Annotated in this window: 29 protein-coding genes; 11 read left to right on the forward strand and 18 right to left on the reverse strand. The window is 43.6% G+C overall.

Features of this window, described 5'->3' with window-relative positions; all coding sequences use genetic code 11:
- Window positions 1-8 precede the first annotated feature (8 nt).
- Entirely contained in the window at window positions 9-503 is a 495-nt protein-coding gene (gene mraZ / locus ABHV44_RS03305) for a division/cell wall cluster transcriptional repressor MraZ (protein WP_459073224.1), read from the reverse strand.
- Window positions 504-839: 336 nt separating this feature from the next.
- On the opposite strand from mraZ, the gene ABHV44_RS03310 reads away from it, so the two are divergent.
- The 5 genes from ABHV44_RS03310 (at window position 840) to ABHV44_RS03330 (ending at window position 4,720) form a co-directional block, all read left to right on the forward strand.
- Window positions 840-1,601, forward strand: coding sequence for an alpha/beta fold hydrolase (locus ABHV44_RS03310; protein ID WP_459073225.1), 762 nt, complete (start codon window positions 840-842; stop codon window positions 1,599-1,601).
- A 203-nt stretch (window positions 1,602-1,804) separates the two neighbouring features.
- Window positions 1,805-2,416 carry a ribosome biogenesis GTP-binding protein YihA/YsxC gene (gene yihA / locus ABHV44_RS03315; protein WP_459073226.1) on the forward strand — a complete coding sequence of 204 codons (612 nt, stop codon included), beginning with the start codon at window positions 1,805-1,807 and terminating at the stop codon, window positions 2,414-2,416.
- Window positions 2,417-2,470: 54 nt separating this feature from the next.
- On the forward strand, window positions 2,471-3,124 hold the full coding sequence (locus ABHV44_RS03320) for a DUF5034 domain-containing protein (protein WP_459073227.1): 654 nt from the start codon (window positions 2,471-2,473) through the stop codon (window positions 3,122-3,124).
- A 172-nt stretch (window positions 3,125-3,296) separates the two neighbouring features.
- Window positions 3,297-3,923: a DUF5034 domain-containing protein gene (locus ABHV44_RS03325; protein ID WP_459073228.1), complete on the forward strand. Its 627-nt coding sequence runs from the start codon at window positions 3,297-3,299 to the stop codon at window positions 3,921-3,923.
- Window positions 3,920-4,720, forward strand: coding sequence for a hypothetical protein (locus ABHV44_RS03330; protein WP_459073229.1), 801 nt, complete (start codon window positions 3,920-3,922; stop codon window positions 4,718-4,720). The genes ABHV44_RS03325 and ABHV44_RS03330 overlap by 4 nt, the downstream gene beginning before the upstream one ends.
- 3 nt (window positions 4,721-4,723) lie before the next feature.
- Here the strand turns inward: ABHV44_RS03330 and gldC are convergent, their stop codons facing one another.
- Both gldC and gldB read right to left on the reverse strand, forming a co-directional pair.
- Window positions 4,724-5,065 carry a gliding motility protein GldC gene (gene gldC / locus ABHV44_RS03335; protein WP_459073230.1) on the reverse strand — a complete coding sequence of 114 codons (342 nt, stop codon included), beginning with the start codon at window positions 5,063-5,065 and terminating at the stop codon, window positions 4,724-4,726.
- An 8-nt stretch (window positions 5,066-5,073) separates the two neighbouring features.
- Entirely contained in the window at window positions 5,074-6,087 is a 1,014-nt protein-coding gene (gldB, locus tag ABHV44_RS03340; RefSeq protein ID WP_459073231.1) for a gliding motility lipoprotein GldB, read from the reverse strand.
- Window positions 6,088-6,156: 69 nt separating this feature from the next.
- On the opposite strand from gldB, the gene ABHV44_RS03345 reads away from it, so the two are divergent.
- Together ABHV44_RS03345 and nadE are read left to right on the forward strand one after the other, a co-directional pair.
- A complete protein-coding gene (locus tag ABHV44_RS03345; protein WP_459073232.1) occupies window positions 6,157-6,981 on the forward strand; it encodes a porin family protein in 825 nt (274 codons plus the stop codon).
- Between the two features lie 86 nt (window positions 6,982-7,067).
- The gene (nadE, locus tag ABHV44_RS03350; RefSeq protein ID WP_459073233.1) at window positions 7,068-7,856 is read left to right on the forward strand and encodes an NAD(+) synthase; all 789 of its coding nucleotides are present in this window, start codon (window positions 7,068-7,070) and stop codon (window positions 7,854-7,856) included.
- A 12-nt stretch (window positions 7,857-7,868) separates the two neighbouring features.
- On the opposite strand, the gene ABHV44_RS03355 is transcribed toward nadE, so the two are convergent.
- The 4 genes from ABHV44_RS03355 to ABHV44_RS03370 form a co-directional block, all read right to left on the reverse strand.
- Entirely contained in the window at window positions 7,869-8,189 is a 321-nt protein-coding gene (locus ABHV44_RS03355) for a nucleotide pyrophosphohydrolase (protein ID WP_459073234.1), read from the reverse strand.
- A 142-nt stretch (window positions 8,190-8,331) separates the two neighbouring features.
- Window positions 8,332-8,784 carry a D-aminoacyl-tRNA deacylase gene (dtd, locus tag ABHV44_RS03360; protein WP_459073235.1) on the reverse strand — a complete coding sequence of 151 codons (453 nt, stop codon included), beginning with the start codon at window positions 8,782-8,784 and terminating at the stop codon, window positions 8,332-8,334.
- 186 nt (window positions 8,785-8,970) lie between these two features.
- Window positions 8,971-9,195, reverse strand: coding sequence for a YgaP family membrane protein (locus tag ABHV44_RS03365; RefSeq protein ID WP_459073236.1), 225 nt, complete (start codon window positions 9,193-9,195; stop codon window positions 8,971-8,973).
- Between the two features lie 159 nt (window positions 9,196-9,354).
- On the reverse strand, window positions 9,355-9,987 hold the full coding sequence (locus tag ABHV44_RS03370) for a Crp/Fnr family transcriptional regulator (RefSeq protein WP_459073237.1): 633 nt from the start codon (window positions 9,985-9,987) through the stop codon (window positions 9,355-9,357).
- A gap of 213 nt (window positions 9,988-10,200) precedes the next feature.
- On the opposite strand from ABHV44_RS03370, the gene sqr reads away from it, so the two are divergent.
- The 3 genes from sqr to ABHV44_RS03385 are packed head-to-tail and all read left to right on the forward strand — an operon-like array spanning window position 10,201 to window position 12,267.
- Complete coding sequence (sqr, locus tag ABHV44_RS03375) at window positions 10,201-11,445, forward strand: type III sulfide quinone reductase, selenoprotein subtype (protein ID WP_459073238.1); 1,245 nt, start codon at window positions 10,201-10,203, stop codon at window positions 11,443-11,445.
- Window positions 11,446-11,466: 21 nt separating this feature from the next.
- Entirely contained in the window at window positions 11,467-11,775 is a 309-nt protein-coding gene (locus ABHV44_RS03380) for a TusE/DsrC/DsvC family sulfur relay protein (RefSeq protein ID WP_459073239.1), read from the forward strand.
- An 18-nt stretch (window positions 11,776-11,793) separates the two neighbouring features.
- The gene (locus ABHV44_RS03385; RefSeq protein ID WP_459073240.1) at window positions 11,794-12,267 is read left to right on the forward strand and encodes a DsrE/DsrF/DrsH-like family protein; all 474 of its coding nucleotides are present in this window, start codon (window positions 11,794-11,796) and stop codon (window positions 12,265-12,267) included.
- Window positions 12,268-12,391: 124 nt separating this feature from the next.
- Here the strand turns inward: ABHV44_RS03385 and ABHV44_RS03390 are convergent, their stop codons facing one another.
- The 11 genes from ABHV44_RS03390 to ABHV44_RS03440 form a co-directional block, all read right to left on the reverse strand.
- A complete protein-coding gene (locus ABHV44_RS03390) occupies window positions 12,392-13,525 on the reverse strand; it encodes a hypothetical protein (RefSeq protein ID WP_459073241.1) in 1,134 nt (377 codons plus the stop codon).
- A gap of 170 nt (window positions 13,526-13,695) precedes the next feature.
- The gene (locus tag ABHV44_RS03395) at window positions 13,696-13,887 is read right to left on the reverse strand and encodes a cold-shock protein (protein WP_459073242.1); all 192 of its coding nucleotides are present in this window, start codon (window positions 13,885-13,887) and stop codon (window positions 13,696-13,698) included.
- Between the two features lie 252 nt (window positions 13,888-14,139).
- Complete coding sequence (locus ABHV44_RS03400) at window positions 14,140-15,255, reverse strand: DEAD/DEAH box helicase (protein ID WP_459073243.1); 1,116 nt, start codon at window positions 15,253-15,255, stop codon at window positions 14,140-14,142.
- A gap of 84 nt (window positions 15,256-15,339) precedes the next feature.
- A complete protein-coding gene (locus ABHV44_RS03405) occupies window positions 15,340-16,902 on the reverse strand; it encodes a Fic family protein (protein ID WP_459073244.1) in 1,563 nt (520 codons plus the stop codon).
- A 284-nt stretch (window positions 16,903-17,186) separates the two neighbouring features.
- Window positions 17,187-17,708 carry a hypothetical protein gene (locus ABHV44_RS03410; RefSeq protein ID WP_459073245.1) on the reverse strand — a complete coding sequence of 174 codons (522 nt, stop codon included), beginning with the start codon at window positions 17,706-17,708 and terminating at the stop codon, window positions 17,187-17,189.
- Between the two features lie 266 nt (window positions 17,709-17,974).
- Window positions 17,975-18,466 (reverse strand): hypothetical protein, encoded by a 492-nt coding sequence (locus tag ABHV44_RS03415; RefSeq protein ID WP_459073246.1) that lies wholly within the window; start codon window positions 18,464-18,466, stop codon window positions 17,975-17,977.
- A 282-nt stretch (window positions 18,467-18,748) separates the two neighbouring features.
- On the reverse strand, window positions 18,749-19,435 hold the full coding sequence (locus tag ABHV44_RS03420; protein ID WP_459073247.1) for an SRPBCC family protein: 687 nt from the start codon (window positions 19,433-19,435) through the stop codon (window positions 18,749-18,751).
- A 203-nt stretch (window positions 19,436-19,638) separates the two neighbouring features.
- Window positions 19,639-20,118, reverse strand: coding sequence for a hypothetical protein (locus tag ABHV44_RS03425; protein ID WP_459073248.1), 480 nt, complete (start codon window positions 20,116-20,118; stop codon window positions 19,639-19,641).
- Window positions 20,119-20,167: 49 nt separating this feature from the next.
- Entirely contained in the window at window positions 20,168-20,644 is a 477-nt protein-coding gene (locus ABHV44_RS03430) for a hypothetical protein (protein ID WP_459073249.1), read from the reverse strand.
- Between the two features lie 41 nt (window positions 20,645-20,685).
- On the reverse strand, window positions 20,686-21,372 hold the full coding sequence (locus ABHV44_RS03435) for a hypothetical protein (RefSeq protein WP_459073250.1): 687 nt from the start codon (window positions 21,370-21,372) through the stop codon (window positions 20,686-20,688).
- Window positions 21,373-21,400: 28 nt separating this feature from the next.
- Complete coding sequence (locus ABHV44_RS03440; RefSeq protein WP_459073251.1) at window positions 21,401-21,868, reverse strand: hypothetical protein; 468 nt, start codon at window positions 21,866-21,868, stop codon at window positions 21,401-21,403.
- A gap of 682 nt (window positions 21,869-22,550) precedes the next feature.
- On the opposite strand from ABHV44_RS03440, the gene purL reads away from it, so the two are divergent.
- Window positions 22,551-24,794: a phosphoribosylformylglycinamidine synthase subunit PurL gene (gene purL / locus ABHV44_RS03445; protein ID WP_459073252.1), complete on the forward strand. Its 2,244-nt coding sequence runs from the start codon at window positions 22,551-22,553 to the stop codon at window positions 24,792-24,794.
- Window positions 24,795-24,972: the final 178 nt, after the last annotated feature.

Genomic DNA, 24,972 nt, shown 5'->3' on the forward strand with positions numbered 1-24,972 from the left:
AGGTGGGGTTATTTATTCGACCCTTCCGGGCCGCCTTGGTTCTCAATATCTCTGCGCACTTCTTCTGCCAGTTCTCCAAAGTCGAAGTCCTCATCGAGGATCTCCGCTTCGTAGCTGGCCTTGCTCCAGATGTCGATCTTTTCGCCCTGGCCAGTCACTTTCAATTCCTTGCTCTTTCCGGTTTCGATTCCCGCGTACTCTAGCAGAGTGGATGGAATCAAAATTCGCCCGGCACTATCGAGCTCGAGCAGAGTAGCGCCTTTCATGAACTTTCGCTGAAAAAGCTGGTGCTTCCGGTTGTATCGGCTCAAGCGGCTCATCTCGTCATTCACCTTATCCCATTCGGGCTTCGGGTAAAGCACCAGGCACTTCTGGAAAATGTCGCGGTTGATCACAAGGCCATGATGAAGCACCTCCTCCAAAGCTTTTCTAAGCTTGGCGGGGAACATCATGCGGCCCTTTGCGTCCACCTTAACATCGTATTCTCCTAGAAGATTCAGCATATTCTGTTCACGAATTGAAGGTAAAAGTAGAAATTATTTACCACAATTTGACACGATCTACCACTTTTTACCACTTTGTTGAAAACTTGTAACGAGTGGTTGAAATCGTTATTGCTGACGGGAGCTTGAGAAAGATTTTGAAACTGGCTGAAAAGTAGTCTGCTAAAGGATTTTTGTGGAGATAGGGAAAATGATTTCTGAACATAGCTTCGTGGAGAGTGTCATTGAAAGAGGTGGGAGAAAGTGGGGAGGAAGGTGTAATTTGAGGTCGGTTTTTGATTCCCGACCGAGGGACCTATTTTTATTTACTTTTGAAGAAAATTACGATTAACAGGCATGGAGCATCAATTGAAAGAATCGGGGAAGTACAAGTACATCGATCGCGGTGAAGGCGAGCCGATTGTGATTTTACACGGGCTTTTTGGAGCGCTAAGCAATTTTGACGGAGTGTTGGATCATTTTTCCAAAACTCACCGCGTCATCATTCCGATGTTGCCCATTTACGATTTGCCACTGCTGAAGACCAATGTGAAGAAGCTTGCAGATTTTCTCCGCGACTTTTTGAAACACATGAAATTCGACAAGGTGAACCTGTTAGGAAACTCTCTCGGTGGTCACATCGCTTTGGTCTTTGCCAAGAATTTTCCAGATAGAGTGAATTCCATGACTCTGACAGGAAGCAGCGGGCTTTACGAAAATGCATTCGGTGCTTCTTTTCCCAGAAGAGAGGACAAAGAGTTTATCCGCAAAAAAGTGGCTGTTACTTTTTACGATCCGGCTTTGGCAACTGACGAATTGGTTGACGAGTGTTACGAGGTGGTGAACGACAGAAACCGACTGATTCGGATTTTGGCCATTGCCAAAAGTGCCATTCGCCACAACATGGCCAAAGACCTGCCGGAAATGACCATGCCGGTTTGCCTGATTTGGGGAAAAGACGACACCATCACGCCTCCGGATGTAGCCAGAGAATTTCACGAAAAGCTGCCGGACTCCGATCTCTACTGGATCGATAAATGTGGCCACGCGCCAATGATGGAGCGCCCTGAGGAGTTTAATAAGCTTCTGGATGCCTGGCTGAAAGAGCGCAACATTTAGTGCTTTTCTTTAATGTCCGATGTTTACGTTACGCCTGCCTACCGGCAGGCAGGCTCGTTTTGAAAACAGTCATTTACCATAGTAAAATCTTTGGTTTTCAAAGCTTCGCAAGCCTCAAACTCGAACACTTAAGTTCAAGCACTTGACTTTATAGATTATAGAAAGGCATTAATTAAGTACACACATCAAAGCCTCTTTCTTTTATGGAAATCAAGACAGCTGAGTTTGTCATTAGCAACACGGATCCGAAGTTGTGTCCCGAGCCAAAGTACCCAGAGTATGCATTTATTGGGCGATCCAATGTGGGCAAGTCCTCGCTGATCAACATGCTGACCAACAACAACAAGTTGGCTAAGACTTCTCAAACGCCTGGGAAAACGCAGCTCATCAACCACTTTGTGATCAACGAGAATTTCGATCCGTGGTTTTTAGTTGACTTGCCGGGTTATGGTTATGCCAAGGCTCCCAAGAAAGAGAAGAATCGCTGGCAGGGATTTATCACGACTTACCTCAAAAAGCGCGAAAACCTGATGTGCGTGATGGTGTTGCTCGACAGCCGCCACGAGGCTCAGAAGAAAGATCTGGAGTTCATGGAGTGGCTGGGTGAAAACTCAATCCCTTTTGTAATGGTGTTCACCAAAGCCGACAAACTTTCGAGCGCTCAGCTCAACAAGAATTTGCTGGCCTACAAAAAAGAGATGCTAAAGTACTGGGAGTTCCTGCCCGATGTTTTTACAACAAGCGCCACGGCCCACAAGGGAAAGGATGCGATTTTGAAGTACATCGAAAAAATCAACGTTGGGTTTAGTCGCTAAGATCTTTTAACTTCGGAATTCAAGCTTAATGTAGTTTCATTAAAACTGAGCACTATGAATTACCGGAAAGTTGCTTTCATTCTATTGTTGCCATTTCTGTTGGAACCACTTGTAGGTTGTCACGAAGATGATGAAACGGATTATACAAATCACTTTTATCGGGAATTAACTCACTGCGGACTGACTGTGTACGGTATTGATAACCGAGAGGCGTCACCTGAAGTGGCAAATGCTGTAAACATTGATTACGAATTTGTTGAGGAGGCTTTTGGTTTGAGTTTGTGGGTGCGCAGAGAAGAATCAACAGACTTCTGCTCTTCGCTGTTTCCAGGCAACTTCAGTTTTTTGTCTAAAGCCTATGCACTCGGGCCTTTGCACAGGAATATGTTCCACTACACTTTAATGGATCAGATTGAAAAAATAGAAGTGAAGTCAGTGGATGCGTTTGGTAGCGATTTGCCTGCCGGTTCTGATGTAACTCATTTATTCGCATTTCGGGAGGGTTTTAATTACTACTCAGAAAGCGAATATGTAGAACTTCTTCCTTCAGAATTTTCTGTAGAAGGCGATGGTGGTCGCACACTCAAAATCCAGCTGTATTTAATGGAGCCCCAGGGTTATTCCAATAACTTTCAATTTGATATTGCAATCCATTTGACTGACGGACGTGTTATTGAAACTCGGTCAGAAGAATTTTATGTAGAATGAAAAGTCCACGATGGAAGCTTGTCAAGGTATACGCTCTACAAGGATGCATTGCAATCAAATCCGAGTTGAGAATTGATTTTTGGCTTCACAGGTCAATTTAGTTTGTCAGCCAAGCACCAATTCATCCCAGTTTTGAGTTTTTACCTTCGTTAGCAACTTTAATCAATTGTTTATGAAAATAAAACTGACTTTAGCTATTCTGGTACTTCCACTAATGATGGAGGTTTTGATCGGATGCGATAATGGTTACGACAGCCCTGTTCGTGAAATAGAAGTATCGCACTGCTCCTTGGAGTTGTCTGAACTCGATAACTCTGGGGCTGCTCCTCAATTGAACTACGATGATTCGATCACCAGAGAGGCGTTTGCTATTCGAGCGAGAATTATTCGTCAGGAATATTCGTGCAGGATAGAGGAAGGCTCGAACTTTCATTTCATTTCTTCAGCGATGGCAATTTATCCTTATCAGGATTACGATTACCAGTTTGTGCCACTTGAGGAGATCACTTCAATCAGAGTGCAAAGCGTGAATCAGTTTGGACCAGATCTGCCGGCAGGCTCGGATATTACGGATCTTTTCAGAGTGAGATCAAGCCAGGAGTTCCGTTATTTCACTGTGGAGGAATACAGGAGTCGAATGGCCATTGAAACATTTGGCTATGAAAATAGAAATCTGGAATTCGACATGTTTTTGATGGAGGCGACTGACTCGCATGAAGAGCAACAGTTTAAAGTGATTATTGAACTCTCGGATGGCCGCACACTAGAAGCCACAACTGAACCAATCTATTTAGTATGAAAAAAATATTTGCACCTATCTTCACTTTTGCGCTTTTGCTGACTTCTTCTTCTGTTTTTAGTCAGTCTGACTCACTCTACACTTTTGAGTTTCAACTTAGGTCTTCTGTTGGCGCTAATGTTGCGCTTACCCCTGTCAAAAAAGGGTTTGAAACCGATAATCTGATCGGCTTTCAGGATAACTCATTGTATTGGCAAATCGTTTCGGGAACAATTTACTTCAATGAAAACTGGGGGTTGGACGCGAGTGTGTTCGCCTACACTTCGGATAACACTTATCGCCTACAGGACAAGTTCACTGCGGCTGTCAATGAAGTATATAAAGATGACTACTACATTTTGTACAATTCTGCTGCTCGTGATCAAAGTCTCGAATATCAGGAATTTGCCGCTGTACGAGGCTTTCAGGCGGGGTTGAGTTACAGAGTTGAAAAGAATGAAAGGCTCATAATTCAGCCGAGACTGCTGTTTGGTGTCATGGTTTTCGATAATACCAATGCTCTGGTGCACTTGAAAGAAAGAGGAACAAACACTCTCAAGAAAGTGGAATACATCTACTCCAGGCCCAGTAGCAACTCTTTTTCCGCCTCCTTAGGGTCGATGATTGGCTACAATTTCCACAAGGGTTGGATACTTTTTGCTGAGGTGTACTATTCTTACACCTATGCAGGGCTCGAATACACCAGGGAAACGACCGACCTCTACACAGAAGAGGTAGAGTTAAAAGTGTATGACCATCCCAATCACCTCAGCAGTTTGAAGTTTGGTGTTGGTCTGGCTGTTGATTTAAAGTACTAAAATCTAGTTCTGCCCCGGAGCTTTCAGGTCCATTTTCTCGGCAAAGTAGTCGCAGAAGTCGCGCATCATCAAAGCCATTTTTTCTTCATTTGTGGCGCGCTCAAAAGTGTCGGCCATGGTGAGTAGCGTTTGATGGAAAAACTTCTTCATCTCGTCCACTGTCATTTCTTTGTTCCAAAGATCTATGCGCAACGTGTTCTGAGATTCTTCGTCCCACACCGACATCATCACCGCCTTGCACTCGTCTTTAGCATTGTTGTCTGTGGCTTCCCAGGTGATTTTTTCCGGAACCTTGTTCTCGTCCAGCTCTACCTGAAAATTTATTTCCGATATATTCTTACTCATGGTTCTATTTATTTTCTGGGGTTGTATTCGTTCAAAAATATTTGAGGATCCTCGATTTGTAGCATTTGTCTTAACGTGACCTCGTCTTTGCGGTTCATGTAGTCGCGCACCATTTGCCAGCCCATCCAGATGCCCACCATTGGTGGTGAATCGTGAGGAAGAGTGGCAGTGAACGGACCATCGGAGAACCACTTCTGTACTTCAAAAGGCTTGTCCTCGAAGAGCGTTTCCTGATTGGCAAGTTGCTCCCAAACTTTGAATTCGTTAGCCTCCACCCATTTTATTTGAGTAGAGGTGTAGTTCATTTTCAGAGAGTCTTCGACAGCTGGCGCAAAGGCATCCACGAGGTACATGATTTTGCCGTAGTAAATCATCTGCTCGATGAGGTTCATCTCGTCCGTCTCTTCAAAATATAGGTTGTTTGCAAGATCCTTTATAGCATTTATGGCCAGATAGTCCGGGCGCATTTTAGCCTTTCGATATTCCGGAAACGGCAGTTGTGAAATTACTTCATTGTCTTTGCCCAAAAACCACTCGAGGCCAATTGCCAAAGTGGAGTCGGCCGAAATCACACCGAAATTGAATCCCGAGTGGTGAAAAACCACAGTGGGTACAATCGAATCGGGGAAATAGTATGCATAGTGTTTGAAGGCCTTTTCGAGCTGTTTGTCGTACTGATCTATCTGCTTTTCTGTATGCACTCTTTGAATCGCCTCATAAGTGTTGTGCATAAATTCATCATTCGTAAAACCTTCTAGCGATTTAAAGGTAGAAAGACTATCCGCTGGTCCTACTCTGAGCACAAACTCACAGTAGAGCGGATAGAACTCGGGATACTTTTGGCTCAGCCTTTGATATTCCGAGTTGGCGTTTTCAAAATCTGCGGTAAACAAATCGCTATCGAAACGTTTACTCTTATACTCAATATCCACGTCAGAAGTATCGACTTCAAGGCGATTATCGCTGCAGGAGTGCAGTAGTAGTACTAACAGCGGAATATGGATAAAAAAGAGTTTTTTCATGATGTTAATCCCAAAGATTTGACCAGTTTGCAAATGATTCTGCAGGCTAAAAAAGTAAATGGCAAAAGTATGAAAAACATTATCTCACTTTCGGCTCTATTCATCTTCCTGACTGCTACGGCTTTCGGGCAGAGCGATGATTATCAGAAGTTTAAATTCGGCATAAAACTAAGCCCGAATATTTCGTGGATGAAGCCCAAGAACAACGACATTTCTTCTGAAGGTAGTCTGCTAAAAGCGGGCTTTGGGTTGATTGCCGATATTCATTTCACCGAGAACTATGCAATCGGAACTGGTGTGAATGTTAGCGCCAATGGAGGCGAGCTCAGCTTTTACGATGTTTGGTCAGAAGGGAATACCAAGTATGTTGTTCGAAGAAACAGAACGTACAACCTACAAAATATTGAGGTTCCACTCACATTAAAAATGAGAACCAACGAAATTGGATACATCACTTACTGGGGTCAGTTTGGTGTTGGTCTCGGAGCTCACATTTCGGGTCGTGCGGACGATGAAATGGGCTTTTTGTATGAGTTAGATCCTGAGACTTCAAACGAGAACGATGACTTTTATGTGACCAGCAGAAGAGATGGTCGCACAGAAGAAGACATCAATATTATGGATGAAGATGATCTTCGTCTATTTAGACTTTCATTTATCGTAGGAGCAGGAATTGAGTACAACCTCGGAGGTACCACTTCCATTGTTGCCGGGCTTACTTTCAATAATGGTCTCCTGAATATTTTAAAAGGTGATTTTGTGGTGGAATCCGATCAGGGGAACCCAGTTTTTGACGGTGTAGACTCCAACACTGGGCAGTTGAAGAATGCTAACATGACTGACCTGGATGCGATCAATAACTACTTTGAGTTGAACCTCGGGATTATGTTTTAATTCCTAAAAGATTTTGAAAAGAAGACCGGCTCCAAACAGGGCCGGCTTTTTTTTGTTTATTAGCCGCATCTCCTAACAGAGACCTCATGAAGAAAAGAGAAGTTATAGATCACATTGTAGATTGGTTGAAAAATTATCTCCAGCAGTCTGGAGCCAAGGGCTTCATAGTGGGTGTTTCAGGTGGAATCGATTCTGCACTCACTTCCACTCTCTGCGCTCTCACCGGTGCCGAGACCAAATGTGTTGAAATGCCCATCCACCAACATCAGGATCAGGTAAGCAGAGCCTTTGAGCACATCGGCTGGCTGAAAGGTCGATTCGAAAATGTGAAATCGGTGAACGTAGAACTGACGGATGTTTTTGATCGATTTGTAGATGCCATGCCGGAGGTTGAAAATGAATCAGATCGCGAGATGAGCCTGGTGAATTCCAGAGCCCGACTTCGAATGACAGCTCTCTACTATTTCGCAGGGCTCGAAGGAAAGCTCGTTGCCGGCACCGGAAACAAGGTCGAGGATTTTGGTGTTGGATTTTACACGAAATATGGCGATGGCGGTGTGGACCTGAGTCCGATTGCCGATTTGACCAAAACAGAAGTTTACGGACTAGCTGAAGAACTCGGAATAATTGAAGAGATTCTTTCTGCAAAACCAACAGACGGTCTGTGGGGCGATGACAGAACCGATGAAGATCAAATCGGAGCGTCTTATCCCGAGCTCGAGTGGGCAATGAAATTTCAGGAAGAGGGCAGGGATCCATCAAAGCTTGACGGAAGAGAAAAAGAAGTGTATGAAATTTACGATCGCTTGCACAAGGCCAATTTGCACAAGATGAACCCAATTCCTGTGTGTGAAGTTCCTAAGGAGCTGAAATAAATTGCTTCTGTTTTAAAGCTTCGGATTGTTTTTGTGCCTTTCCGAATCTCTTTTGGTTTTCTTCTCGAGATTTTTTTGAAGTGCTTCAGTTAGGTCCACGCCTGTCTGATTTGCCAGGCAAATGACCACCCAGAGCACATCCGCCAGTTCGTCTGCCAACTCACCTTCGTCACCTTTCTTGCTGCTCTGATCTCCGTATTTTCTTGAAATTATTCTGGCGACTTCGCCTACTTCTTCAGTAAGCTGAGCCATGTTGGTGAGTTCGCTGAAGTAGCGCACACCATATTCGTTGATCCAGTCGTCAACAGCTTTTTGTGCTTCAGAGATTGTCATGATATTTTTTTGGTGAATTTAAGGTTTAGTTAAAGTTGGCCGTTTCTACCTAACTTCTTGTCTCGACTCCGCTCGACAACCGTCCATCGCGCGAGAGCAGCTTCTCGAGCGGAGTCGAGAGAAACTATAGGCAGGTATCAACCTATTCCTTATTCTTCGTATCAATCCAAATTGTCACCGGGCCATCGTTGAGCAGTTGCACTTTCATGTCGGCTCCAAACTCACCGCTTTGTACGGGCTTTCCGAGATCTTTCGCCATTTGCAACTTCACCTTTTCATAGAGTGGAATGGCAACATCGGGCTTGGCCGCGTGGATGAATGAAGGTCGGGTTCCCTTTTTGTACTTGGCGTGCAGCGTGAACTGGCTCACTACGAGAATGTCACCGCCAACGTCTTTGATGTCGCGGTTCATCTTACCCTCGTCATCGTTGAAAATGCGGAGGCTGCAGATTTTTCTGCTCAGCCATTCGATGTCCTCGTTAGTGTCTTCGTCTTCGATGCCAACCAATACTACCAGTCCGTGGTCAATTTCACCGCTGGTTTCACCATCGATCACTACCGAAGCCGGCCCCGATCTTTGAATTACTGCTCTCATTTAGAATTGGACTTTGGTTCCAAACAAAGAAAGGGAATTCGGGAGGAGAAGACAAGCTGGGTTGTGGAGACTCACTTCACTCTTCGAAGTCTGCTTTCCCTTCTAGTTCTGACTTAAATATCTAAAGCCCCTCGGTGGGGCTTTAGTTTTATTCCTTAAGGAAGATGTGAAATACGTTTCAACTTTCTAGGTGCTGGAGTTTTCTCCCTTTTGCATCGGGCATGTTCTCATCCCAAAAATTGTATAGAGCGGGCAAAAACTTACCAGGCTCGTTAGCACAAATACTCCTGACAAAACTAAAAGCACAACACCTAATGTTCCGGTTAAGGTACCAGTAAAATAAAGTGTTGCAATGATTGCAGCGATTATAACTCTGATAACCCGGTCTGCTGTTCCCATATTCTTTTTCATGATCGTAAATTTTACTTTGATAAATACTGAATCAATAGAACGATGCCAGTGACCAGCGCAATGCAGGTTAAACAGACGAGCAGGAATTTTACTGCCTTGTTCTTCATGATTCTTTTTGTCAAAGCTATGTATGGGCTATTACTTGTGCAGTGACCATAGTCACCACTGCACTACTTCTATGCTGTTGGTGTGCTGTTTGATTTTGCTTTCGCTTTCCAGTTTTTTCATCACCCTACTAATTACTTCACGTGCAGTTCCCAACTCATTGGCAATCTGGCGATGAGATACTTTCAAAGGATTCTTGTTTGTTAAATCTACCTTTTCCTTCAGGTAGTCATATAAACGCTTGTCCATTTTGTCAAACAGCAGACTGCTTATGGTATCGAGCAATTCGCTGTAGCGCAAATTATACTGTTGAAAGAAAAGAGTGTTGATGTCGGGGAATTGCTTAGTCCAGCTGGAAACCTTATCGACAGGTAGCAACAGGGCGGTAGTGTCTTCTTCTGCCAGAGCAAACACCTTGCTCGGTTCGTTTTTTAAGCTAGCAGCAAATGACATGATGCAGCCCTCGTTAGGCCGGATGTAATACAACAGTAGCTCTTTGTCCTCGTGGCGTGTAAAGACTTTGATCAGCCCATCTAACACGATGGGAATGACTTTTACATATTGACCATCTCTTAGTATCTCAAAGTCTTTTGGGATTTCTTTGGTCTCTGCGGTTGCGATTATTTCCGAAACCAATTCGGGGTTTAAGTGGGCAAGTGCCTGTGATATTTTTGTCTCTTTTGTCATTCTCATTTCGTTTTAGTAGACGGGATGACTCCAAAAGTACGTTTAGCTTATTTTCAAGCTGCAAGTGCCTTTGTTTAAAGTAATTCTGTGTGAAAGATAAAAGTTCTATCTGAACGCTCCTGGACCACTAATTTTTTTTCGCATGTAACGACCTGATACAGATCATAGTTTGCCTTTCCCAATGGTTCTAATTTTGGTACAAAACAACGGATCATGAAGAATTTAGTAATACTTGGAGCAGGTACATCCGGCACTATGATGGCAAATCATCTGGTTTCAAAACTTGATGAAAAAGATTGGACCATCACGATTGTAGATCAGTATAAAACACACTACTATCAGCCTGGTTTTTTGTTTTTACCCTTTGATATTTACACGACAAGTCAGGTAAAGAAGAAGGGCGAAAAATTCATTCCGAAGGGTGTTCAATACGTACAAGAGAAAATTGAACTTATCGTGCCTGAAGAAAATAAGGTAACTCTCGAGGGTGGAAAGAATCTCGACTACGATATTTTGATTGTCGCAACGGGAACCAAGATTGCTCCTGATGAAATCGAAGGCATGGATGGTCCGGAGTGGCGTAAAAGCATTTTCGATTTCTACACCTATGAAGGTGCAAAGGCCCTGAGGGATAAACTGCGAGAATGGGAAGGCGGTAAAATGGTAGTTCATATTTCCGAGATGCCCATCAAATGTCCGGTAGCTCCACTGGAGTTTGCCTTTTTAGCCGACTCTTTTTTTAAACACAAAGGCATGCGCGACAAGGTAGACATCACTTTTGTGACCCCACTTGATGGCGCCTTCACGAAGCCGAAAGCTACCAAGGCGCTTCACTATTTACTGGAAGAAAAGAATATCAAAGAAGTCACTAATTTCAATATTGAACGTGTGGATTATGAGAATAACAAAATCATAGACTACGCAGATACTGAAGTTGAATACGATTTGCTCGTTACCGTGCCAACCAACATGGGAGATGCCCTGATTGAGCGCTCTGGAATGGGAGATGATCTAAACTATATCCCAACACACAAAGCAACGCTGCAGACTAAAGAGCACGAGAATATTTTCGCAATAGGCGATGCCACAAATTTGCCAGCGTCTAAGGCGGGGTCTGTGGCTCATTTTGAAGCCGAAATATTGACCGAGAATATTCTTCGCTACATAAATGGTGAACCTCTAAAAGAGGAATTTGATGGCCATGCGAACTGCTTTATCGAAACAGGAAATGGCAAAGCCCTTTTGATTGATTTCAATTACACTCAGGAACCGGTTGAAGGTACATTCCCCTTCCCTGGAGTCGGTCCCCTGAGCCTGCTGAAAGAGAGTAGGATTAACCACATGGGCAAGATGGCTTTCAGATGGATTTACTGGAATATGCTCATAAAAGGCAAGCACATACCATTTGTTTCTGCCACCATGTCTGAGAAAGGAAAGGATTTAGAAAAAGTAAAATAAACCGAACATAAAATTCAAGTCATGAAAAAAGTAATAGCAAATAAGGAAATTGAAGTAAATGAAGAGGGATACCTCACAGACTTTAGTCAATGGGATAAGGAAGTAGCAGAAGGCATCGCACAAGAATGCGAAATTCCTTTAACCGATAGGCACTGGGAAGTGATAGACTTCATCCACGACAAATACCAAAAAGAAGAACCCTTGTCTATTCGTGGAATTAAGAAAAGTGGAGTAATCGATGTGAAGGAGTTTTACAATCTCTTCCCTGGAGGACCGCTCAAAAAGGCTACGCTAATTGCCGGAATTCCGAAACCAAAGAGTTGTATTTAAACCCAAAAAACTAAAGAGATGAGTACTACAGTAAAAAAAATGCTTTTCATATTATCTAAGGGAACCATAGAGAATGCGTATGCTGCCTTTGTAATGGCCAATGGCGCTCGAATGGAAGGCATTGAGTCTGAAATATTTTTCACGTTCTTCGGGCTAGAGGCCATTCAAAAGAAAAAACTGGAGCACTTGCGTGTAGCCACAGTTGGTAACCCAGCTATGCACATGCCTACCATGTTGGGTGGATTGCCGGGTGTGGAAGCATTGGCAACCCGAATGATGAAGTCAGAAATGGAGAAGTTGGATATGCCGCCTATTGGGGAGTTTCTGGAGATTCTCTCAGATTCCGGCTGTAAACTTTGGGGCTGTAAGTTGGCCGTGGATATGTTCCATCTAAAAAGAGAAGATCTTATCGATGACCTTGATGGTATTTTAACCATTGGCGATTTCTATAGCAGAGCAGACCAGGAAGGCTGTCAACTACTCTTTATCTAAGCTCGCAGAATTATCTGTAGCTAAGGTGGTATGTCTTGCCTCCGTGAAGTGCCAATGCGAAACGACTGGAAGCGTTTTAGCGTAACTTTCCTTTTGCTTAGGTCACTACCAGAGGCGGGACTAGCTATTTCTCAACTTTTTTGAGAAGAACTTCGTCAAAGTTTTCCCTCGTCACTCCGACTTCTTTTAAGGCTTCCCAAAGTGGTTTCCTTCCTCTGAACATGGTGAAGAGTGTCTCTTTACCGTAGTTGGCAATGATGTACTCGCACAGCAGCGCTCCGGTCATGTAAGGAATCGAGGTGTGCTCATTGGCGTAGTTTTTCGCAAAAGCTTGAGTTTGGTCCAAAAAGCTGAAGTCCTCCTGTTCGGACAAGTAATCTCTCAGGTTTTGTTTGTGCCACTGATAGTCGTAACCGCTGCTGCCAGCCAGGTAGGTTGCGATGCCCTCATTGAGCAAAGTGTGAACTGGCGGGAAAAGTGTGTTGACGTAAATGTGAGTGATTTCGTGAGTGTAGCGCTCGGAGTTGTTTCCCGAAAAAACGTGGTTTCCAAACTCTACCAGACCTCCAGTCTCTGCGAAATACATTCCGGGTGTGTAATCGAAGCCTTTGATTCGTAACAACTCAATTGGGTCGACACACGAATAGTAAGTCAGCTCGATGGAATCCGTTTCAAAGAATGAATTGAGAGAATCGATGTCGGTCAACTGCGCCTCTATCTCACTTTCACTGGCTTCTTTCTGTGGGGAAATGTAGTAGGTGATCGGGTAGCGTTCAAGCATTTTCCAGTTTCTGATGTTGTAGTTGAGCGACCTGCTGAAAACAACCTTGTCATCCGAGACTGTTGCCAGCAAAGAGTAGATCGATTTCAAGTGAGACTTTTCCTGAAAACTGTCGTGTCCGACAAACGCGATTTTCAGCATGAATTGATTGTCTTCATTGAGTTTTAATATCTTCAGTAAGTCGGCATTATAGTATCCGGCAAACTCGTCTTCGTATTCGATTCCGTGTAAATCGATAAATGGGAACTGGTATTTTTCAAAATCACTTTTTACCCAATACTTATTTTCGAAAAGTGCCGAATCTTTTGAGGCTAGAAACTTGTCCAGCGTTTTAATAATCTGACGATTCACCTGACTTGTGGTGTCTACGTGTTTCGAAAGGTGGAGGCTGCTCTGAATGTTGAGAGGTTCAGTCTCCGATTGAGCGCTAGCTAAGAATGGAAACAGAAGCAAAACAAAAAGTTTTCGAAATTTCATAGTAAAACTGGTTGAAGGTTCTGACCTGAAAAGTATGAGATTCTGCATCCAGGGAGATTTTCCTAAGGATAAAGATTGTTAAGGCAGCGCAGGAATAATTCAGTAGGGCACAAAAAAAGGCCTGTCGGAACTGACAGACCTTTCTCCTTGAATATGTTAGAAGCAGTAGATTAATCTACTGTTACGTTAGTCGCATTCAGGCCTTTAGGGCTTTCCTCAACTTCATAGCTAACTTTGTCGCCTTCGCTGATGTTGTCGGTCAATCCATTCTGATGTACAAAAACATCTTTGCTACCATCATCAGGTGTAATGAATCCAAACCCTTTGGCATTGTTAAAAAACTTTACTGTTCCGTTACTCATAACTGTATATTTAATTATGCGTCAAAGTTAGTATTAAATCCGGCATCTGGCTGAAAAAGAATTATTTATGATGATTGCGCTGTTTGGTCGTTCGCATTTTGAATTGGCGATGGCTGAGGTATAGCGACTTGCGAAGCAAAAGGGCGCTTATTATTTTTTGCAAAATCTTTCCGACAAACTCTAAAAGGAAGATTTAAGCAAGTCCTGGAGCTGAGTGTTGTAGAAAAACTTATTGAATAAGGAAGGCTCTCGTTAATTCACTTGGCGGAACTTGATCCCAAGAGACCTCTCATAATTTCTAAGTGTCTGCACTTCCTGATCAGTAACGAAACAGCGAGAGATTCCTTCCTTACCTGCTCTGGCTGTTCGTCCGCTGCGGTGAGTGTAGTATTCGTCATTTTCGGGAAGTTGGAAGTGAGCGACAAAGCTCAGATCCGAAATATCGATGCCGCGAGCTGCCACATCAGTTGCTACCAGCACGCGCAGTGTTTCATTCTTAAACGCTCGCATCACCTTGTCGCGTTCTTTCTGAAGCAGGTCACCGTGGATGGCATCTGTGGCGATGTTATTATCGATCAGTTCTTCCGCAAGCCTTTTCGTGGCCGACTTTGTTTTGCAAAAGATAACCCCGCGGTTTTCGCCCTCGGAATTCAGGAATTGTTGCAGCGCTTGAAGTTTGTCATCTTCGTCAACGCATACCTCGTATTGGTGAGTGATGTTTTTGTTGACCACATCCTTTTGGCTCACCTCAATTCTTTTGGCATCGGGAGAGAGGTGTCTCTTTATAATTTGCTGAATGCCTTGAGGGATAGTCGCTGAAAACAACCACTTGCTTTTAACGGCAGGCAGAAAGCTCAAAATCTCATTCAGTTCGTCTTTGAACCCCATGCTCAGCATTTCGTCTGCTTCATCAAGCACCACGGTTTTCACCTTGCGAAGGTCTACAGCTTTACGATTCACCAAATCTATCAATCGGCCAGGCGTAGCCACCACGATCTGTGTTGGTCTTTGCAGGGCCACCATTTGGCGATCGATGTACTCTCCGCCATACACGGCTTCAGCGAAAATCTTGTCGGAGTACTTGGTGAATTTAAACAGCTGCTTGGCAACTTGCTTCGCCAACTCCCGAGTAGGACAGAGGATGAGTCCCTGAACCGAATCGTTTTCCGCATCCATTTGCTCGAGAAGAGGAAGGCCGTAAGCCGCTGTTTTTCCCGTGCCAGTTTGAGCCTGAGCCACGATGTCGGTCGGCCCCGACATCAACACCGGAATCACTTTCGACTGAATGTCGGTTGGCTCAACGATGTTCATTTCTGTGAGCCCTTTAACAAAGCCCGGGCTGATGCCCAATTTTTTGAAGTCTTTCAAGATAGATGCGCTTTAAAATCGAGCGCAAGGTACGGGAAAGAATTAGGGGGAGAGGCTCGTTGTCGTAAGAGTCGGATTGTAGCTTTATCGAAAAACTTGCTCATAAAGCTTTTCGATTGTTCTCACCTCTTTATCCGAGAGCTCCGCAAACTCTTTGCTTTTTGCTCTTTTTGACATAAGCCCATCATTCTGCTCCAGAAATCTCAACAACAAAGCAACTAGCCTGTCAGGCATCTCAAATTTTTCGTCCATAGCTTGCTTGAATTCGTCATATTGAGTAAGGTAGGACAGTTCTGATGGGATAATACTTTCAATAGTATCCAGCACACAGTCGTATAAGAATTCTGCCTGGGCTGTGTAATCACAATATCGGTAATAATCGATTGTATCATTGAGCACGCTTACATTGTGATCATCAGTCTCAATCCAATCAATAAAGTCTAAGAGCGAGTGGGAATAATTTTCCAACACTTTTCGGTAATCATCAATATGATCCAAAATTGATGCGGAAACCGGAAAGATCAATCCTTGCTGAGAAAATTGCTTTTTGGCGAGAATATGATGAATGAGATATCGATGAATTCTGCCATTTCCATCTTCGAATGGATGTATGAAGACAAAACCAAAAGCAATAATTGTGGCAGCTATGACAGCATCTATCTCACTATTAATGAGTTTCATATTGGTCTCAAGTAGGCCAGGGATGAGTTTTGACAAGTCTTGCCATTTTGCTGAAATGTGTTCAGGAACAGGTTCGCCCGTTATTCGATCATGCTCACCTACAAACCCACCTTTTTTGCGAAAGCCCATTTCTACAAACCTGGAGTTCTCAATGACTATTTGTTGTAGCCTGATTAGTTCGTCTTCGGTTAGTTCTCTGGTCCCTGCCTGGCCGATGGCTTTTCCCCACCGGGCTGCGCGCTTACTTTTGGGGCTTTCTCCTTCAATGGAAAATGATGCCCTCGAATCTTTCAGTAACAAAAAGGCTGATGCTCTTTGGAGAATGTCTTTTCTGGTTCCTTTTAAATAGTCATTCGTTCGCGTAGACAGGTTAGCTTCGATATAATTCTTAAGCTTATCTGTCTTTTTAATCAGAGGGCAAAAATCACGAGTTCCAGGAAGATTATTGATGATAAGGTGTCGGGGGGATTTTTCGCCTTCAACTGCAAATTGTTGATTCGCGTCAACGAGTGCTACATAGCTTTTTTTGGTCAGGTCTTTTTTTCCTTTTAAATGCTTGTTGGTGAGCCATTCTATGATAAACCAGATTCGCCTGCTGTATTGTCCGGTCGGTTCGATGCTAGCTAATCGGGTCAACTGTTCGGTGGAGTAATGGCGGCACAAGAATTTAAAAAGTAATAGATTTATTCCCTCGTATTTAAGGGCGAAAACCAAATGCTTAAAAAGTGCTTCTATTTCGTCTAGCTTTTGATTATCCTCTGGCGAGTAGCTTTTAGGGAGAATTAGCCATTCTCTGGTTGTGTAGTTTTTGTTTTGGTCACAGACCAACGCCATTGGAATAGCCATTGGCATTTGAAGGTTGAGCTTATTAATGATTGCAGCATACCCAACAACTTTTCCTTTTTCCGGAACTGATCTTCCATGAAAAACCAGTGTTCTATGTGAAAAATGGGCGCTATTATCCATGCTCGAGAATTATGAGTGCAATATACGTAAAAAAGGGGTGGGCATGAATGAATATGAGCGCACAGAGTTGTGTACGTTAAAAATGAGCGCGGAATGAATATTCTTCTACGAGCAGATTCATATCCTATGTGAAGTTTGAAACAAAGAAATATCAATGATTCGTTATTTAGAATGATCTAGAACTTGCTTTCAAGTTTAGACTGCAAATCCCTCCATTTCGGACCGCAGCATTGTAAATAGCTGCGGAGCCAGCGACTAGAAAAGATACTGCGAATGGAGAGCTTTTAAAATGCATACCCAACTGCAACCCCACCTGAAGGATGGATCATGTCGGTGCGCCACTCTTCAATAATTGGAGTGAAAGCCAGTCTGAAAATCCATCGTCCGTCTGGTTTTTGATAGCGATATCCAATTCTAGCTGTAGCCATAGGATTCCATTCTTTTGAATCAGATTCCCGGATGGTTGGAGAGGTGACAGGTTCATTTATGAGAAGAAATCCACCTCCGATTTCCGCGTGGTGGTTGCCGAAGGAAATAATTTCATTCAGAAGAACGGGTGCCCAAAAATTTCCGCGGATGTCAATACTGGAAGGATAAACGGCTGCTCCCAACTGAGCAGAAGTCTTAATACGTTGACCGTTTAAAATGATTTTTTCGAAAGAAGCGGAGTAGAATAAACCGTGACCAAAAAGTTCAGCTTGCACGCTGTTCGTGTTGTCAAATGCTTTGGGCTTTGTCGGCTCTGTCTGGGAACTGACTGCCAAACAGAAAATTCCGAAAAGTACCGTGAGAAGAATAGCTTTCATTGATAAATATTTTAGTCGTGGTGCCTGGTGAACGCAAAAGAAGGCGGTAGTATTTCACTCATCCCTCAGAGTTTTAGTTAGTTTAAGGAAAGTGGCTTAACTCAGCTTTACTTTGGAATTGATTCTTTTCAGAAACCAAATCGGGATTGCAAATCCCTCTAATTTATTCCGCAGGATTGCAAGTCGCTGCGGAGCAGAAGTGAAGAACTGTTGAGGATCGGAGTTGGATGCTTCATTTGATTAGAAGCATTTTCACTTTCGTTATCCTATTTAATTCTTATCTGGCCTTCGAAGCCATAGAAGTCCTCAGATCCCGTACTTCCTACGGAATGACCTGTTGAGATTACTCCTGGGGAAAATTCTGCCCACTGAGTGAATAAAGACATCTCACGCCAGCATTCATCCTTTTCAAAGAATGTTAATTTATATATGTACTTCTTAAGTCCATAATCCACAACTCTGGCTATCGAGATTTTAATTGCATGATTCTCATCAATTTCGATTAGTGAGGATTCTTTTCTTATTCTTTCTGAATGCCTAAAATCAATAGCTGTAGATTCTTTACCATTTTTGATCGTATTAATCTGAATAGTCAGTTCGAGCGATGAGCTGAAAGTGTCTACTGCATTTAAGTCTGTTTGCTTGTTTTCGATGCACTTTCCTTTCCAGTTTGATTCAGCGATATTTTGTGCATTTACATCAACAGATAAGAGAATGGCCGCTATGGCGATTATCTGAAAGATTGATTTTATGACCATCTTTTTTAGGGTTTGGCAGGCGTTTCGTAGTATTTGCAAACAACCAATGTTGCCTCGTTTTAATCTTCAAGTATACCAATTCCCAAACGAGTTTTTCTGATTTGTTCGTGAAACCTGAAACAAATAAACACTACTCAAGGTCCGCTTTTAAAGAATTAATCCTTACTTCCAATCCGGGATTTCAAATCCCTTCACCTCTTACCGCAGAATGCAAATCATCTCGCAGTGAACGGAAAGAGAACATGCTGCGGATTTTGGTTTCCCCATTGATTAGCTGTTGCTCTACAGCTGTCCGTTGGTGATGGGAATCTCACCGGTCTCCATAAATACCTTGAAGTTCTTGATGTCTTCTTTCACCATTTCTTCAAAAGCCGGGTTGAAAAGTTGAGCTAACTTTCCTCCGATTTTTCCTCCCGGTGCATGGTATGAAATGAACGCGGTCACTTCTGTTGCGTTTTTTCCGGCATCGGTAAAATGAACGTTGCCGATATTTTCGATGGTCGATCCGGGAAGTGAATGCCAGCCGATGCGGACGTTTTTGTCATCGTCTACAATCTCGCTTTTCCAGGAGACTGCTCCCACTCCCCTGGGCAGACGGGCTTTCCATTCAGATGTTTTCTTGTCCACTTGCTTTACACTATCCAGGTGCTTCATGAAAAGTGGTAGGTTCTCGAGGTTGCGCCAAAATTCGTAAACCTCCTTGCGCGGCCTATTGACTGTCACCGAAGTGCGGATACTGGCGATATACGGTTTGAAAAACTCACTTTGTTCTATGGCTTTGGAAATTGGGCAATGCCCCGTGGCTCCGCGAAACAGAAGATAACTTCCTGCAAGTCCCTTCCAAAATCCGCCTTTGGCAGCGGTGGCAAAGAGCAGAATGCCCGATGCCACCAGTGAAGTAACCTGATCTGCCGGATCAATATTTCTTTCCAGTTCCGGGAATTCGAATTTCTGTATTTCTTCTTTCATGGCAATAGTTTTTTTGGTCTGAAGATGATTTTGTTTCTCCTCTGCCGAAGCAGGTGAGTTCCTTTAATATACAAGTCTCGGCAGATGAAAAAGTTTAGTTCCGCAAGGGGAAGTGTTCTGAACTTGAAAGATAAAGGATTGAACTAAACCTTTTTTCAATCCTGGATTTCAAATCGATGCAGATCGTTTAAAAATCAAAATCCTTAATTCTCCACTTTCTTAGAAATCGACAGAGCTTTCTTCAGGCTCTTGAGAGTCAGTTTAACCTGAATGATAGTTAACAGATAAATGAAGCCAAGTAATAGAGAAACACCTAGAGTAATTTCCAACCTGTTTTCGCCTAAAAATATCCAGTAGTACAAGTTAAGAATGAAAGTCAAAAGGAGAAGTACGAGAATTGAACTCGTAAAAACTCCTAAATAGATCTGCAATCTTTTCCAGTTTTCCTTAGAGACAAAAACGATCACTTTCGGAAGGAACATTTCTAAAGGCAATCGAATTCGAGTGAATTCAATCATATCCTCTGACTCCTTAGCCAGGAAGTATTTATTTTCTCTTGGAATGTAAGTGTAAGAGCGGATAAAGTCTGGAGGGGTATGTCTTTTTAATGAATAGTTCCTGATCGCTCGTTCGATCTCCCCTTCATTTCGATTGCTGATTTCAATTGTTTTGATGCGTAACATTCATCTAGGGTTGAACTTTTTTTTAAGAAGGAACTGTTGCTTAGGCGTTTTAGCGGTCACTCTCCAGAAAACTAAGTGAGTCGATTCGGAAATTATTATTCGTGTCGAATAGGTACAGGGAATCGTTGTTTTCCATTATCATCAGTGAATACTCGTAAATCTGATCACTGTCAATATCCTGATCGAACCCGATGTATTCTGAATTCAGGTCGAAGTAAGTGATCTTTTCGAAAACACCATTTTCATCGTAGTCAAACGCTTTTGCAACGAGGTGATCATCCGCATAATACTCCGCTCGTTCATAGTTGTAGTCGAAGTTTTCGTCATAGTAGACAGTGTTCAACTTGTTCGTTTCTTTATTTCTCATGCTAAGCACTGTTCCGTCTAAGTTCCATGAGTGCTTATAATTCTTGTCGAAACTCTGTCTTTCGTGAATCCAGTATTGCCTGATGAAAAGTCCAGTCATGATGAGAGAGTACGCACCGAGGAGCGAGATTAAAAGAGTTGTTCGTTTTGGTTTTTTCATTTTTGGTTGAATTAAATTGAAGGTGACTTCAAATTATGGCCTTACCCATAAATCATCAACGCTGGATCTCCGAGCGAGGTGTAAAAAACAGGTTTGTACCAATCTACATTGGTGTCCGTAACAATTTTGTTCTCTTCCTTTTGATAGTCCAGATAGTAGGGGATCTCTTTGTTCTGCTCGGGGTTATAGTTTAAAAAGCTCAACCTGATTCTCTTTGCGTTCTGAATCTTTAAAAATGTACGAGCCTCGAAAATGATGCTCGGCTGGTAAATCTCCAGTTTTTCACCATCCCTAAAGTTTAGTGTCAGGAGGTTGGAGCCAGGAGAAAACTGAGCAGACTCAAACTCGTGGAAATTGTCGTAAGGTTCACCAAACCAGTCACCATAAATTCTAAAAGCGCCACCTCTCAGCAGGTTTTCATTTCTGGATATCAGTTCTGCGAGTTCTTTAGGATCTCTTCTTTTAGTCTCGCTGCCTGGTTCTTGCTTAAGATTGTCCAGGTCGGGTGAAGCACGAATAACGGTCATGACCTCAATGGGGCCTGTTATTTGAGTCCTTTTAAAAATTTTTACTCCTATCCACCCAGATATAACGGCCAGTACGCAACAAATGGCAATCCCTATCCAGTTTGGAAATGAGGCGTAAAAGGCGATAGCAATTATTGAGGACACTAGAAATGGCGTTAATCCAAGGAAGATTCCCGAAATGACGTAGTACAGTTTGCGCATAAGGTCAAGTTAAAGCTTGGTAAGGTTACTATGCATCGAGCTTTTTTAGTTTTCTGTAACTAACCATAGCTACCAGGATGATTGAAGTCCACAATGAAATACTCTGTATCACGTGCAAATTGCCATATATTTCTAGAAAATTAGACTCTGCCGATAAGCTCTCAGGATAACCGTAATCAGCAGGCCGAGAGAAATCCCAAAGGAAACTTCTGCCAAATCTGGCAAGAGCGAAAATGGCAATAGTTACTAAAAACACAACTGGAGAAATACGATCACTAATTTGACGGGCTTTCTTCAGCAAAAAGCTTGTCGTCAGTAAGTAAAAAACTATGATCATCAAAGGCATCGTGAAATTCATCAAGCCATAAGAGACGCCAAGAGCAAGATGACCTATTAAGGCGATCTGAGTTATGGAGTAAATAACCGAATCGCAAGCTTGTATTAAGACAAACCCATATACAATCCACAGTACCGTAGTTATTGTTTTTTCTTTCATAGTCTGGTTAGAAGTTGATGCCCCAAGCTGGCGCGTATTCTCAACGCGTGCCTCATTGCAAATCCAAATCTAACAAAATGCGTTTAGACAAAGCTTCTGTCTTTCCTAGCACTAAGGATTTTCTCCTTCAAACCGAAATAAACTAAAGGAGCAATAAAAAATCCCAAAACGAATGGAAAAGCCCCGTATCGGAAATTGAAAAACATATCGAAGCCAATGAAAGCGGTAGTAAGGATCAACCCAAGTGCAAATGAGGCGAGAGTGAATGTCACAACCCTTCTGATTTTCACCATCTGGTACAAGTAGGCATAGAGAAATGCCCACAGCAAAGGGTAGACTACATAAATTGAAAGAAGCACAATTATGGCAAGGTTATTTTTCGCAACCTGTCCCATAATTTCAGAGATAGAGCTTGACCAGCCATATTCAATCAAGTAAAGAATGGAGGCCGTAAAGTTTACGGAAAGGACTAAAACTACATGTACAAGAAAATAATCAGTGATTCCTTCTAGTATGCGCTTAACTTGGCCCATAGAGTCAAAGATAACAAACAAAACTCATGGCTTCTGCATTGGTCAAAACGGTAACTAAGCCAGTTCAATTTCTCTCCAAATTTACCCTTCGCCAAACCGGGCAATATTCCTACTTTTGTGGCACCGTAAAACAGGACAAATAAATTTCTATGTCACAAGCAACCACGCAAGAATTGGCCACTTTGGAACAAGCTCAGGAAATGGGCCTTTTGCCCGAAGAGTTCGATAAAATCAAAGAAGTTTTGGGACGCACTCCCACTTTCACCGAAATGTGCATCTACTCCGTGATGTGGAGCGAACACTGCTCCTACAAAAACTCCATCAAATGGTTGAAGACACTTCCCAAGGAAGGTCCTCACATGCTCGTGGAGGCCGGAGAAGAAAATGCCGGTTTGGTAGATATTGGCGATGGACTTGCCTGTGCATTTAAAATTGAAAGTCACAACCACCCTTCGGCTATCGAGCCTTACCAGGGAGCGGCAACGGGTGTTGGCGGAATCAACCGCGACATCTTTACCATGGGCGCCCGCCCGGTAGCGCAGTTGAACTCGCTCCGTTTTGGAAGCCTCGACAACGACCGCACGAAATGGCTGCTCGAAGGAGTCACCAAAGGAATTGGCGATTACGGAAACGCCTTTGGAATTCCGGTAGTTGGCGGTGAGGTGTTCTTCAACGACTGCTACGAAACTAATCCACTGGTGAACGCCATGAGCGCGGGAATCATGGAAACCGACAAAATGATTTCGGCCACAGCAAGTGGTGTTGGCAACCCGGTTTACATCGTTGGTTCAGCCACCGGAAAAGACGGAATCCAGGGAGCGAGCTTTGCTTCCAAAGACATTACCGAAGACTCTGCCAGCGACCTTCCAAGCGTTCAGGTAGGAGACCCTTTTCAGGAAAAACTACTTTTGGAAGCTACTCTCGAGCTTGCCGAAACGGACGCTGTTGTTGGGATGCAAGACATGGGAGCTGCGGGAATCACCTGCTCCAGCTCTGAGATGAGCGCTGCCGGAGAAGTGGGGATGGACATTTTCCTCGATCGCGTGCCGCTCCGTCAGGACGACATGAAGCCTTTCGAAATTCTCCTCAGCGAGTCGCAGGAGAGAATGCTCGTGGTGGTGAAAAAAGGAAAAGAAGACGTTGTAAAGCGAATCTTCGACAAGTGGGATCTCAACGCAGAAGAAATTGGAGTGGTGACAGACTCTGGCCAGGTCCGCTACTTTATGGGTGAAGAACTCGTAGCCGACATTCCTGCCGAGTCGCTTGTGCTAGGCGGAGGAGCTCCTGTTTACGAAAGGGAATATACCGAGCCGGCTTATTACAAAGAAGGTCAGAAATTCAGCATCGACCAGGTGGAAGAGCCAGACGATCTTGTTGTGGTAGCCAGAAAAATGCTCGCTAATCCTAACCTAGCTTCAAAGCGCTGGATTTGGGAACAATACGACAGCATGGTGGGAACAGCCACTATGACTACCAACTCGCCATCTGACGCGGGAATCGTGAATCTGAAAGGAACCAACAAAGCACTTGCTCTCACGGTGGATTGCAATGCGCGCTACGTGAACTGCGATCCTGAAAAAGGAACTGCAATTGCCGTTGCCGAAGCTGCAAGAAACATCGTTTGCAGTGGCGGTGAGCCATCTGCCATCACCAACTGCCTCAACTTTGGGAATCCTTACAATCCGGAAGTGTACTGGCAGTTTGTAGGAGCCATCAAAGGGATGAGCGCAGCCTGCAAAAAATTCCAAACTCCTGTGACGGGCGGTAACGTGAGTTTCTACAACCAGTCGCAAGGCAAAGACGGAAAGCCAAAACCGGTTTTCCCAACTCCGACCATCGGAATGCTCGGGCTGCTTCAGGACAAGTCACTGCACACAACACTCGATTTTAAATACAAAGGCGATTTGATTTTCCTTTTGGGCGAAGCCAGAGACGACATCAACGCCTCTGAGTACTTGTCTAGCATCCACGGAATTGAAAACACTCCCGCACCATATTTCGACCTCGATGAAGAATTTACACTTCAGCAGTGTGTGAAAGATCTGATTAAAAACAACTACATCAACGCAGCGCACGATGTATCTGATGGTGGACTTTTCACCACGTTGGTGGAAATGGGACTTCCTCGAGGTCTTGGTTTCGACATCGTTACTGACTCGGAGCTGAGAGAAGACGCTTTCCTCTTTGGCGAGTCACAGAGCCGAATTGTAGTGACTGTGGTGGAAGATTACGAAGACAACTTTATTGACATGGTGACCGAAGCCGGTGTGACGATGACACTTCTCGGACACGTGACAAAAGGCAAAATGTGGGTCGATGAGGAGCACTACGGCTACATTGACGATGCACGTAAGATTTATGATAATGCCATTGGCGAAAAAATGGCTAAGTAGTTACAAATCAAATTGCCTTTCTCGTGTCTCGACTCCGCTCGACAACCGGCATTCGCGCGTTGGCCGATTCTCGAGCGCGGTTTATGAGCCAGGTCAAAAGAGAGTCGATAGATGTGTGAAAAAGGATAGGTTAAAAACCAACGGGATTAAATCCGTAGTCCGTAAAAATTTTGACTAA

Origin of the sequence: Halocola ammonii, assembly GCF_049334165.1 — a bacterium.
Classification (GTDB): Bacteria; Bacteroidota; Bacteroidia; order Flavobacteriales_D; family Sanyastnellaceae; genus JBEGHD01.